The sequence below is a fragment of the Lacrimispora sp. 38-1 genome, from assembly GCF_049890855.1.
Classification (GTDB): domain Bacteria; phylum Bacillota; class Clostridia; order Lachnospirales; family Lachnospiraceae; genus Lacrimispora.
This window is the reverse complement of sequence record NZ_JBANEW010000073.1, coordinates 98,336-111,140: the sequence shown is the minus strand read 5'-3', so window position 1 is coordinate 111,140 and position 12,805 is coordinate 98,336. Positions and strand designations below refer to the sequence as shown.

Genomic DNA, 12,805 nt, shown 5'->3' with positions numbered 1-12,805 from the left:
TTGATTGTTTTCTAATTGTATGTCCTTATATTGTATTATGTTTATTCTATTGCCCCTTAGATTCTTGTTATTTTATTAACGTTTGTTGTGAGAATGTTTATCATTATTAATTGTAAGGGCTGATGTTTTGCCAAATTAATAATTGCAAAACACCAGCCCATTTCATTTTTCAAAAATACTGTATTATCTAAAAATTTTATCTTATAAAGAGTAGCAGACTTTTCCAGGATTTAGCAGCATTTTGGGATCAAACGCCATTTTAATTCCTTTCATAAGCTGCAGCTGTTCTGCACCCAGATTCTTTTCTAAGTATTTTACTTTTGCGCTGCCTATCCCATGTTCACCGCTTATCAGCCCACCCAGTTCAATGCCCTTTGCATACACAAGATCCATGAACAGGTCTACACGCTTTATAAATTCTTCCTCTTCTAAATCATTGGAGCATACATTAATATGAACATTACCGTCACCTGCGTGCCCCGCTGTGCGAACTACCAGCCCCACTTTCTCCTGAAGACCGGTTGCATAATTCACCAGGTCCGCAATATGGGAAATAGGTACAACTACATCGCACTCATCCATCAGCTTAAAATCTGCCAGAAGGGCTTCTAAACAGGATCCGCGAACCAGCCATGCATTGCGAAGTCCGTCAGGTGTATCATAGATTATGACATCCAGTGCACCATTTTCAGAGAATACCTCTGCTGCTATCTCAAGAGTGGAATCAAGCTCCTCCTGGCTGTAACCGTCAAAGGAAACCAGAAGATAAGCACCTGCTGTTTCCCCGTCACAGACTGCCGGGTATACGGTCTTCCCAAGAAATGTCTCAATCGCCTGAACATTATCTCTGGTTAAAAATTCCAGAGCCTGAGGATTTAAATTTGCCATCTTTAGCTTTGATACGCAGGAAATACAGGTATCAAGGTCCACAAAAGGCGCTAACAGGCTGACCGTTACTTTCGGCTGCGGAATGATTTTCATGCTCAGTTCTGTGATGATGCCCAGTGTGCCCTCTGCTCCGCACAGCAGGTTAATCAGACTGTAGCCGGAACAGTTTTTGCTTACTTCCGCACCCATACGCATGATTTCACCATTTGGCATAACCACTGTCATCGCACGTACATAATCTCTGGTTGTTCCGTATTTGCAGGCACGCATGCCCCCTGCATTGGTGGAGACGTTTCCCCCTACTGTCGCAAACTTTTCACCGGGATCAGGCGGATACAGCATTCCATGCTTTTGGCAGTCTTCCGCAATGTCGTTTATAAATGCACCTGCCTGAACACGGATAATGAAGTTTTCCAGATCGTATCCCAGAATTTTATTCATCTTCTGTGTTCCGATTACCACACCTCCCGCGATGGGAACACAGCCGGCGCACAGACCGGAACCCGCTCCTCTGGGTACAAATGGTACATCATTCTCGTAACAGAGTCTGCAGACTGCCGATACTTCTTCCGTACTTATCGCCTCAACTGCCACATCCGGCTGGTATTTCCCGTAGAATGCCATTTCATCATGAGAATAATCACTATTCATATCATCGCCGGTAAATACCCGCCCCGGCATGATTGCTTTCAGCTGTTCTATCATTTCAGCTGTTGGTTTCTTGTATTCCATCATTTGACCTCCCTCAAACTATTATTAAGCTTTTCGTGCGCGGATCTCTTCTATCATCAGAGGCAGAATCTCCTCGCATCTTCCTACAATGCTGATATCGGCTGCATCAAAGATAGGAGCATCCTCGTCTTTGTTAATCGCAACGATATAATCAGAGCCAATCATGCCGGATACATGCTGCATCGCGCCGGAAATACCGCATGCAATATATAATTTAGGAGAAACAATTTTTCCGGACTGTCCGATCTGGTGTGCTCTTGATACCCATCCCTCTTCGATTGCAGGTCTGGAGGCACCTACTACTCCTCCTAATAACTTTGCCAGTTCTTCCACGAGCCCGAAGGTTTGCGCATCACCGCATCCTCTTCCGCCTGCTACAATAACCTCAGCACCTTCCAGATTCACAAGCTCTGTAATTTCTACTGCGGTCTCCACCAGTTTTGCTTTTACTGCATCCGCTGGAATTTCAATTGATTTTACAGTTATATCACCTGCCTGTGCCGCCTCTGCTTTTGTAAAGCTTCCGCCCCTCACGGTAGCGACCGCCTTTTTCCCTTCTGCAAACTGCATATCCTCTAAAACAGTTCCGCCGTATGCCGGACGTGTGAAAATCAGGCTTTCTCCGTCTTTCCTGATTCCCACCACATCTGTGATACAGCCGGTGTCTAAACGGGCTGCAAGGCGGGGTGCTAAATCCTTTCCGGTCTGTGTGGCACTCATCAGAATCAGCTCACTCTGAGTATCGGCTGCAGCCGAAACAAGTGCTGCTAAAACGGTATCCTGGCATACCGCCTCCGTATCAAGTACCAATACCGGAATTCCATAACGGCTGACTTCTTTTGCGCTGTCTTCACAGTCATTGCCGATCAGAACAGCCGTTCCTTCTCCTAAGTCCATCGCTTCATGAATGAGTTCCAGAAAGCCATTTAAAGGTTTGTTATTCTTTATTTCAATATAAACCAGCGTTTTCATCTTTTCTGCCTCCTTACAGCACTTTATCATCAGCCATCAGCGCAATAGCTCTGGCAACTGCATCCACGGCATTTTTTTCCTGTATCTTTACACCGGCCTCACGCTTTGCAGGCTCTGAGTAGCTAATACATCTTACTGCGGGCTGCACTGGGGACAGGGTATCTGTAAAATATGGAATAACTGCTTTTCTGGCAGCCATCTTGCTTTTCAGATTGGGGTAACGGGGATCATATTCCGGTTTTGCCACGGTTACTACAGCGGGACAGAATACTTCATAGCTGGCAGAGCCTTCTTCTGTTTCCTGCCTGACACAAAGACCTGCTTCGGCTGGTTTTACATCAATTACGCTTGAGACAAATGAAAGATTCAGTTTCTCCGCCAGCATAGCACCTACCTGGGAACTGATCTCATCCGTGGATTCCTTTCCGCACATAATGAGGTCAAAGCTTTCGCCTACGGTTTCTTCTGTTTTTTTCACCAGCTCAGCAAGCCCTGCGGCAACTGCACTCTCATCCGCATCAGCAGTGGAGGGAGCATAAATATAAGCCTGATTTGCGCCGACAGCAATCATCTGCACCATGCTGGGGCGGACCTCTTCTTCTGCTCCGATCGTTGCAACCACGACCCTGCCTCCATGATTTTCACAGAGACGTACTGCCATTTCCACAGCATAGGTATCGAATGCATTCACAACCTTATCAATCCCATCCAATGCAGGTTTTCCATTCTCTCCTAAATGAACCTTTGCAAAATCATCAGGAACCTGTTTTACACATACTAAGATATTCATTATTAGTTACCCCTTTCTCAAATCTTGCCGATTACCGACCTGCCTACTACCATACGCTGGATCTCATTGGTTCCCTCAAAAATCTGGAATATCTTGGCATCACGCATGAGTTTTTCAACTGGATATTCGCGGCTGTAACCGTAACCTCCCAGGATCTGGACCGCATCAATCGATGTCTGCATAACAGAATCTCCTGCAAAGCATTTTGCTTCTGCTGATTCCTTACTGAATGGCAGGCCTTTGTCAGCCAGCGTCAATGCATGTACAATTAACTGCCGGGAAGCTTCCGTACGGATTTCCATATCAGCCATTTTAAACTGGATTGCCTGATTTTTACCAATGGGGGCCCCGAACTGAACACGCTGGCGAGCGTAAGCAGCCGCTTCATCGATACACCGTTTTGCAACTCCCACTCCAATCACAGCACACCAGATACGGGCAAGATCCAGAGTCTTCATTGCTGTAACAAATCCGGTACCTTCTTCTCCCAGAAGATTTTCAGCCGGAATTCTCACCTCATCAAGCACAAGGTCACTTGTGGTCGATGTACGTACACCCATTTTGTTTTCATGGTTGCCCACGCTGAGTCCGGGAGTCCCCTTATATACCAGAAATGCGGACATTCCCTTTGTTCCTCTTGTTTTATCTGTCATAGCAGTGACAACAAAGAAATCAGCAACACTTGCATTGGTGATAAAACATTTCCGTCCGTTAAGAACGTACTCATCGCCTTCCCTCACTGCAGTGGTTTTTCCATTTGATGCATCGCAGCCGGCATCAGGTTCTGTAAGTGCAAACGCCCCATAGCCACCATTGACAATAATTTCACAGCATTTCTTCTTTTGCTCTTCATTACCGGAAATCAGAACCGGTTTTAATGCCAGACCATTTCCATTCATGGTTACCGCAAAGCCTGCGTCTGCCCACGCCATCTGTTCTACCAGAGCTGCCTGAGTAATATGATCCAGCCCAAGACCGCCGTATTCTTCCGGAACATCCATCATGTGCAGCTGCATTTCCTGCGCCTGTTCATAGATCGGACGAGGCCATTCTCCCGAAACATCATACTCTTTGATCTGTTCTTTTACTTCTTTCTCACAAAATTCCCTTACATCCCGAAGAAGATCCTGTGCTTCCTCACCAATTATATATCCCATGAATATCCTCCTGGTCGACTTGTCGACAAATTAAATTTTTAACATACTTTTGAAACTGAATAAAAGCATCCAAAGAGCACATGCTCCTTTTGAATGCTTTTATCCATAATGAAATTACCGAACCAGCGTAAAGCTTGCTGTTGTGATAAAGCCTGCAAACATACAGCACATTGCAAGACCTGGCCAGATTGTTCCGCTCTTACGATACAGATAGGTAATAACCGCATTCATTGTTCCCATCATAAAGCAGTATCCAAATGCGAAATCCAATGCACCTACAGAGGTATTCTTTCCTGTTCCGTAAAGATCCATCTGAGGAATAATCGTCTGACCGGTTCCGATAATCAAACTTCCGCCATACTGAAGTGTCAGCAGGATTGCCAGGCAGGCAGCAGATATCAGCAGATTTACTAAAACAGCAACAAACATATCTCTCTTTTCGTTTCCTGTTTCCGGAAGACGTCTTGTCACAAGCATGCCCATACCGCCGGTGATCATTGCAAAGAAGATGATACAAATATATGGAATTGCACGAACAAACCTCATATGGTTTACACGAAGCATTGTAGCAATATTCCAGAACTGATAAGTTACTCCGGCAAAGCCTTCAATTGCTGCAAGCCAGATTAAAACAATCCCTACAACAAGAGATCCCATAATAAAAGATCTAATTACACGGGTCCAGACAAATTTTTCTTCCCCTTCTGCTCCTAGTGCCAGATCGCAAAACGGAATCTTTCTTCCTTCTTTTTTCGCTTTCTGAACGTTAAAGAACAAAGTTACAACGGAGATCATGCCGAGAATGACTAACCAGCCCATAATTCCGTTTAAGTTCGTTGAGGTAAATATTTTGCTTTTTGCAGTCCACATCATTACATATGCAGAAACCGGAACGAATAAAACGGTTGGAATGGCAATATCCATGAAGATTCTCATTCCAAGCTTCTTGCCTCTCAAGCCTTTGTTCTGTGGTAAAGGAGCTTTCATTACTGCAAAGAATGGATTATACATTAATAAATTAGCCATAAATGCAATAAATAAAATGACACAGATTGCACAGGCAAGGCTTACTGCCTGCTGAGGCAGCCATACCAGATCGGTAGAAGCCAGTTTGATCGGAGCTTCTGAGAACAGTTCAATATCTTCAATGATATAGGTAATTGTCTGTCCGCTGATATTACCGGTCTGATGAAGGGCATCATTTACCATATCGTAACGGAAAACGTTGCCGTTTCCATAATCATAAGTCTTATTGTACTGTACATTCTCCGGTAATCCGAAGGCAGTTGTTATGTATTTTTCATTTGCTGCCGGATCGCCAATAAAGTTATAATCATACTGATCTGCTTTTGCCTTGATCATACCGTAATTGCAATCCAGATCAACCGGCTGATTTTTAGTGGTCATCTGAACCATAAACGGACCGAATACGGTTACCACGCCGTTAACAAGTTCCGGATGCTTCTGCTGGGAATACAGCGTAGTTGCACAGCCTGCAGAATAGCCTACAATATTTAAGTTTGCCTTATCAACAAACGGAAGATTACCTACATACTGTAAAACGCTGGCCCCCTGCTCTTCACGGCTGTTTACATCAGATTCCCCGCCTCCGGAAAGGTCCGGGCTGAATACAACGTATCCGCGTCTTGCAAGTTCCATGCTCCAGGTATCATTGCTGTGAGCATGATTGGAACGACCATGAAAAATAACAACTGTTGGAAGCGGTTTTTCATTTGATGCATTTTTAGGCACATAGGAAATACCGCTGATCTTTGTTCCATTATCGCCCTGAATGTTAAAGCGGCTGATTTTAACAGCTCCCCAATTTGACTGGATCCCCCACAATAAGACAGTCAGAACTACCAGCAACAAAGAAACAGCTAAAACTTTTCTTAGAGCTTTACTTTCATTTTCCGTTTTCATACTTTTTCTCCTAATTTAAGTATTTATTAGTCAGGCATCAAAACCTTCGCCTGTTCTTCTCCCCGCATGACTCTTACAACCCCCTGCGCAAGAGACTTCATTTCATTCTCTCCGGGTATTAATTCAACTGTCCCAAGGAAACTAATCCGCTCTTTTACCAGATCTGTGAACATTTTGGAATAAGCCAGTCCTCCGGTCAGGATGATATAATCAATTTTTCCATTTACCGATGGAGCAATTTTTGCAATATTTTTGGCAACTGCCAATGCCATTGCAGCAAACATCATTCTCGCTTCCTGGTTCCCTTCCTCTGCCATTGCTTCCACCTCCCGCATATCGGAAGTTCCGAAGTAGGAAACCATGCCCCCTTTTCTCTGCAGCTGCTTCATCAGTTCTTCCTTTGTATACATTCCGCTGTATGCCATGTTTACAATGGAATATACAGGCATTCCACCGGCACGTTCCGGAGAGAAAGGACCTTCTTCATCCATGATCATATCAATCATTTTTCCGCCGCTGTGAAGGTTAATTGTGATTCCGCCTCCTAAATGAGCTACAATGATATTTGTATCAGGATAACTGATTTCTTTGTCTTTGCAAAGCTTTAAAGCCGCTGCTCTTGTGTTTAAATTATGGCCTCTCGCTGGTCTGCGGATTCCTTTTAAACCTGTAATTGTATTAATGGGGAGCATTTCATCTACGGTCAGCGCATCATAAGTATATGCCTTAACGCCGATTTCACGGGCAAATATAAGAGCTATGGCAGCGCCTACGTTTGATGCATGCTGGTCGACCGGACGATAGTGAAGGCAGTCTACCATGTAATCATTGACTTCATAAGCGCCGGAGCTTACCGGAGGCATGCATCCGCCTCTTGAAACAATTGCCTGAAACGTATCTAATGCATCTCCATGCTTTTCCATACATTTCAGAATTAAATCCTTTCGCATATCCAGCTGGTCAAATACAGTTGGAAAAACCTTAATTTCTTCCAGACTGTGATTGATGCTTTCTACCCACACCTCATCATTTCCATCGTATACCGCTATTTTAGTAGACGTAGAGCCAGGATTTATTACTAATATTTTCTCCGCCATTATGCCCTCCTTCTAGTTTGCTGCCGCTGCTGAAACTACAATTGATAAGTATTTTTCTTCTGCTGAAGATCCCCTGGAAGTTAATACGATTGGACACTTTGCCCCTACTATAAACCCTGCCAGTCTGGCTTTACAGGTACACGCAAGCATCTTACCCATAATATTGCCTGCATGAATGTTTGGCGCAACCAGTACATCCACATCTCCCGCAATTTTACTGTCCAGTCCTTTGAACCTGGCAATCTCCTGATCCACCGCGCAGTCATAGGAAATCGGACCTTCCACAATACAGTTTTTGATCTCACCTCTTTCATTCATATCCTGAAGTTCTCTTGCTTCTATGGTCTCAGGCATCTTGGGATTAACCTTTTCGATACATGCCAGTACACCCACTTTCGGACAATCATAGCCCATGGAACGAAGGGTTTCCACCGTGTTTTCGATAATCCCTTTTTTCTGTTCCAATGTGGGATAAGTAACCATTCCACCGTCTACCGGAAGTAAAATCTTATGATAACCTGGAATGTCGAACATGGTGAAGTGAGACATGATGCCTCCTTCTTTTCCAAGTCCGTTTTCCTTGTTCACAACTGCTTTTAAAATAACGCCTGTATCTACCTTACCTTTCATGAGAAAGTCGGCCTTTCCCTCTCTCACCAGGGAAACTGCCTTTTCACACGCTTCTCTTTCATCGGCAATATGGTAGATATCTTCTTCCGGTACATTCTCTCCAAGATTTTTCAGGACATCCATAATAACCGGTTTATCCCCAACCAGTACGGGAACTATAATCCCTTCTTTTCTCGCATGGAGTACAGCCTCCAGTGTGTGTTCATCTCCGGCCACAGCTACCGCCATACGCTTGCGGGTGGGTGCCCCCTTTACCTTATCAATCAACTCATCAAAATTATGAAATACCATTCTGTCCTCCTTAGAGATTTCTTATCTCTGGCTTCTGCCCATCTCAAGGCCCTTCTCAAATGCCTCTTTGTTTAAAGGCAGCAGCTTTGGTTTTTTACCAAGCTTATGCTCGATTGTATCCCATACCACTTCAGGTGATACAACACCTGTAAACCCAATATAAACACCTAACATGATAATATTTAAAACCTTGGAATTGCCCATCTCCAGTGCCATCTCTGTCACAGGCGCCTTTACAACCTTAATATCTGTGCGCCCGGTTTCCTCTGAAACAATAGAACTGTTGATAAATAAGGTTCCTCCGGTTTTCAAAGTTTTAATAAAACGGTTTAAAGATGGACCGTTCATTACAATCAGATCATCCATCACATCTCCAAGAGGTGCACCCACGGCTTCATCGGAAATAACAACGAAGCAATTGGCAGTTCCTCCTCTTTGCTCTGCTCCGTAGGACGGGAAAAATGTAACGTTTTTGTCAGTCGAATCGCAGGTTGCCGTAGCCAGAAATTTCCCAAGTGTCATAACTCCCTGACCGCCGAAGCCTGCAACGCATAAATTTGTCTCCATTTCCTTCTCCCCCTTATCGATCCCGAATCACGCCAAGAGGAAATTCCGGAAGCATATTTTCCTCTATGTAATCAAGAGCCTTTAATGCATCCATTCCCCAGTTGGTCGGACAGCTTGTAACGACTTCCACCATGGAAAAGCCCTTGCCGTCTAATTGGTTCTGGAACGCTTTTCGAATTGCTTTTTTTGTCTTTACTACATTACCCGGGGTATTGCAGCTGGTTCTCTCTAAATAAACAGGTGCTGTCAGTTCATTAAGCACCTCGCACATATGCATCGGATATCCATGTTCTTTCGGATCACGTCCGTTTGGTGCAGTGGATGCCTTCATACCAACCAGTGTGGTAGGTGCCATCTGTCCGCCTGTCATACCGTAAATACCGTTATTGATGAAAATTACACTGATATTCTCCCCGCGGTTTGCTGCCGATACGGATTCAGCCAGACCGATGGAAGCAAAGTCTCCATCCCCCTGATAGGTAAATACCAGGCTGTCCGGATTGCTTCTCTTAATGCCTGTGGCAACTGCGCATGCACGGCCATGGGGAGATGTAATGTTATCGTAAGCAATGTAATCCATCTGCAAACCACAGCAGCCGATACCAAGTGTGCAAACTGCTTTATCCACCAGATCCATTTCTTCCAGAACCTCACCGATCAGCTTCATGACCGTTCCGTGCATACAGCCGGGACAAAAGCCGGAAACTTTATCTTCCTGGATTGTTTTTGTTCTTGCATATATCTGTTCCATGTTCATCCCTCCTATGAATAAATCTTTCTGACTGACTCGATAATTGATTCCCGGCTCATGATATTTCCGCCTGAACACAGGCAGGTATGAATCGGGCACCGGTCCTTGACTGCAATCTCAACGTCCTGAACAAACTGTGCAGGAATGGACATTTCAACATCAAGAACTGCTTTCACCTTTTTGTAGTCCAATCTATCAAAGGAATCATAGGGGAACGGGTGAAGGGTAATGGGGCGGATCAATCCTACCTTAATTCCTTCTTTACGAAGAATGTTAACAGCTGATTTCGCGATGCGGGCTGAAATTCCATAAGCAGTAATTACCACCTGCGCATCCTCTGTCTCATACTCTTCTACCATAACATCTGCTTTCCATGATTCATAAAGCTTCTCTGCCTCTTCGTTGGCACGCTGCATATCACTGGTAAGCCAGTGTCCCGGCTCAATCCATGCGCGGTTTTTATAGTCAAGTTTGTGCCCCGTGCATGACCAGACTTTTTTCGCTTTTTTTATTTCAGCAATTTCTTCCTCTGTTTTCATATCAGGAAGAACAACAGGTTCCATCATGGTTCCTATTACACCATCAGCCAGAATAAGCACCGGATTTCTGTCACGGTCCGCATAATCAAATGCTTTATATGTCATATCAACTGCTTCCTGAACAGAAGCAGGAGCAAATACCATCATCTCAAAGCCGCCGTTTCCTGAGGCCTTGGTTGCCTGTAAATAATCCATCTGTGCCGGCTGTATTGACCCTACACCCGGACCCCCTCTGGAAATGTTTGAGTATACCATTGGGATTCTGGCTGCTGCGCAATAAGAGATTCCCTCACTCTTTAAAGCGATACCTGGGCTGGAGGAAGAGGTCATCGCCCTCGCACCTGCGGAAGCCGCACCATATACCATGCTGATTGATGCTACCTCTGACTCTCCCTGAACAAAAGTACCTGAAACCTCCGGCATTCTTCTTGCGAAATATTCCGGAATTTCATTTTGCGGTGTAATTGGATAGCCGGCAAAAAAACGGCAGCCCGCTCTCACAGCCGCCTCCGCAATTGCTTCACAGCCTTTCATAAATACTCTAGACATTGCCTTCTCCTCCTATTTGTATATTTCAATTGCTCCATCCGGACAGATACGACCACACATGCAGCATGCAATGCAATCCTGCATATGAACTGCTTCCACATATTCATAACCCTTAGAATTTACTTTTTGCCCTAATGCCAACACATTCTTTGGACAAAATTTAATGCAGTATCCGCAACTTTTGCACCGTTCAGCTACCACTTTAATTTCTGCCATAGCAAAACCCTCCTCTTGTTTTTGTATATTAACCTAAGATTAATATTATTTGATATTACCCAATTCACGGAAATCCTCTCCGGTGACCCAAGGGTAAGTAAGGTAGAGGTGAAGCGGCAAAATCTCAATATCAGCCTTTGCCTTTACCTCCTCATATAAATCCTCCTTTACGCAGGCAAAATCCATCGGCATATATAAAGTCACCATATCCGCCATGCGCTTACAGCCTTCCAGTACCTCGGCCGCATTTGTTGTGTGTCCGAAATTGGGATTGTTAACCAGATGCAGTTCGTTCACCCGAATATGGGAAACCTGCAAAATCTCTCCCAGTATTCTGTCTATATGTTCGATATCATATGACCATGGCCGGAATGCATTCAAAACGTAATAGATAACGGTATTCTTCCGGTCCAGTCTTGACATGAACCCGCCGATTGCCCTGGCACCGATATGGTCACCCCCAACATCGAGGACTACATAAGAATTCTCATCCCGAAGTATATTACTTACGCCTCCAACCAGAGTCGGTGCATCCATGAACTGCTCTTCAAAATGCACCTTAATTCCCTGATCCTCCATACAGCTGCACAGATCTCTGGAACGGAACAGAGGCTTTGTCATATCCATATCAAAAAAATGTACGGTTTTATTTCCGCTCTCAGACAGAACTTTTGCAAAATTTATTGAGATTTCGCTCTTTCCACAGCCTGCCTCACCCAGAAAGACAAAATTCTTTTTCCCTTCTTTCAGGACTTTATCTATAAATTCCATCTTCTTCTCCTTACAGCCAAGTATCAGATTGTTCTACTTGTCGCCTTGTCGACATGTAAGGCTTTAAAAAAAGTTATCGACAAAAAACGACTAATAACTGTTTGAATAATAACACATTTTAAGCACTATGTCAAGATTCCCCAGGAGTATTTTCGAAAACCATTATGCAACATGTACATGTATTTGAGTTGTTAAATCAAAAATTGCAACTAAAGTATTAATCAACGTTCCTCCTAAAATTCTTCCGCAACCGGCACCAGAAATCCACGTAATGGCTTCTGTAAATGTTTATTCATAAACTTTAAGCATATTCCCACACCGAATGCCGCAAAAATAGTACCCTCTCTTACACCAATGAATTCACCCATAAAGGCAAATGATAAAGCTGCGGCAATTATTACTACCGACCAGTCAAAAAACAGTTTGGAAGTGGAAATATGTATGCCGGTTTTGTGGCTGATTGCTTTCATGACACCTTCGCCAGGAAGGGATAAGATATCCGCCTCCAGATAAAGCAAAATACCCAGTGCGATCAATACCATGCTGACTGCCACATATACAAGCCTCATTCCATAATTTGTGCATACCGGCAGGACCGCAGCTGCCAGTCTGTTGGTCACACTGACAAAAACGCCGAATATGACAGAACAGAAAATCTGAAGCAGATAGAACTTTTTAAAATCTCTTCGTAAAATTAAAATCTGAAGTATTATAAACATAGTAAATACTCCTGTGGTGCAGATTCCCATATCAATATTAAGAATCTCACTGAGTACACTGGGTATGGAATTTACGGGGGAGACGCCCAGATCCGACATCTTGGATACTGATACCCCAAACGCCATCGTAAAAAGACCAATTAAATAAATAATACTTCGTTTAAACCAAATAGCTCCTTTTTCCATATTACAACTCCTTCGTGTAAATATTAT

13 protein-coding genes are annotated in these 12,805 nt (G+C 44.0%); all 13 read right to left on the bottom strand.

All coding sequences use genetic code 11. The features are described from left to right. Nucleotides 1-201: 201 nt before the first annotated feature. The 13 genes from V7D18_RS21400 to V7D18_RS21340 all read right to left on the bottom strand — a co-directional run bounded on the left by V7D18_RS21400 (nucleotide 202) and on the right by V7D18_RS21340 (nucleotide 12,778). A complete protein-coding gene (locus V7D18_RS21400; RefSeq protein WP_426157330.1) occupies nucleotides 202-1,623 on the bottom strand; it encodes an FAD-binding oxidoreductase in 1,422 nt (473 codons plus the stop codon). A gap of 21 nt (nucleotides 1,624-1,644) precedes the next feature. Beyond that, the gene (locus V7D18_RS21395; RefSeq protein WP_426157328.1) at nucleotides 1,645-2,592 is read right to left on the bottom strand and encodes an electron transfer flavoprotein subunit alpha/FixB family protein; all 948 of its coding nucleotides are present in this window, start codon (nucleotides 2,590-2,592) and stop codon (nucleotides 1,645-1,647) included. A 13-nt stretch (nucleotides 2,593-2,605) separates the two neighbouring features. Beyond that, nucleotides 2,606-3,382: an electron transfer flavoprotein subunit beta/FixA family protein gene (locus V7D18_RS21390; protein WP_426157326.1), complete on the bottom strand. Its 777-nt coding sequence runs from the start codon at nucleotides 3,380-3,382 to the stop codon at nucleotides 2,606-2,608. 17 nt (nucleotides 3,383-3,399) lie between these two features. Beyond that, nucleotides 3,400-4,539 carry an acyl-CoA dehydrogenase family protein gene (locus V7D18_RS21385; RefSeq protein ID WP_426157324.1) on the bottom strand — a complete coding sequence of 380 codons (1,140 nt, stop codon included), beginning with the start codon at nucleotides 4,537-4,539 and terminating at the stop codon, nucleotides 3,400-3,402. A gap of 114 nt (nucleotides 4,540-4,653) precedes the next feature. Next, on the bottom strand, nucleotides 4,654-6,462 hold the full coding sequence (locus V7D18_RS21380; RefSeq protein ID WP_426157322.1) for an alpha/beta hydrolase family protein: 1,809 nt from the start codon (nucleotides 6,460-6,462) through the stop codon (nucleotides 4,654-4,656). A gap of 26 nt (nucleotides 6,463-6,488) precedes the next feature. After that, complete coding sequence (buk, locus tag V7D18_RS21375) at nucleotides 6,489-7,559, bottom strand: butyrate kinase (RefSeq protein ID WP_426157321.1); 1,071 nt, start codon at nucleotides 7,557-7,559, stop codon at nucleotides 6,489-6,491. 12 nt (nucleotides 7,560-7,571) lie between these two features. Further along, nucleotides 7,572-8,480, bottom strand: coding sequence for a phosphate acyltransferase (locus tag V7D18_RS21370; protein ID WP_426157319.1), 909 nt, complete (start codon nucleotides 8,478-8,480; stop codon nucleotides 7,572-7,574). A gap of 21 nt (nucleotides 8,481-8,501) precedes the next feature. Next, nucleotides 8,502-9,047, bottom strand: coding sequence for a 2-oxoacid:acceptor oxidoreductase family protein (locus V7D18_RS21365; RefSeq protein ID WP_426157317.1), 546 nt, complete (start codon nucleotides 9,045-9,047; stop codon nucleotides 8,502-8,504). Nucleotides 9,048-9,060: 13 nt separating this feature from the next. Beyond that, nucleotides 9,061-9,798, bottom strand: coding sequence for a thiamine pyrophosphate-dependent enzyme (locus V7D18_RS21360; protein ID WP_426157315.1), 738 nt, complete (start codon nucleotides 9,796-9,798; stop codon nucleotides 9,061-9,063). An 11-nt stretch (nucleotides 9,799-9,809) separates the two neighbouring features. Then, nucleotides 9,810-10,886, bottom strand: coding sequence for a 3-methyl-2-oxobutanoate dehydrogenase subunit VorB (gene vorB, locus V7D18_RS21355; protein WP_426157313.1), 1,077 nt, complete (start codon nucleotides 10,884-10,886; stop codon nucleotides 9,810-9,812). Between the two features lie 12 nt (nucleotides 10,887-10,898). Then, the gene (locus V7D18_RS21350; protein WP_426157311.1) at nucleotides 10,899-11,102 is read right to left on the bottom strand and encodes a 4Fe-4S dicluster domain-containing protein; all 204 of its coding nucleotides are present in this window, start codon (nucleotides 11,100-11,102) and stop codon (nucleotides 10,899-10,901) included. Between the two features lie 45 nt (nucleotides 11,103-11,147). Beyond that, nucleotides 11,148-11,873 (bottom strand): hypothetical protein, encoded by a 726-nt coding sequence (locus V7D18_RS21345; RefSeq protein ID WP_426157309.1) that lies wholly within the window; start codon nucleotides 11,871-11,873, stop codon nucleotides 11,148-11,150. 233 nt (nucleotides 11,874-12,106) lie between these two features. Next, nucleotides 12,107-12,778, bottom strand: a complete 672-nt coding sequence (locus V7D18_RS21340) for a YczE/YyaS/YitT family protein (protein ID WP_426157307.1) — start codon at nucleotides 12,776-12,778, stop codon at nucleotides 12,107-12,109. Nucleotides 12,779-12,805 lie beyond the last annotated feature (27 nt).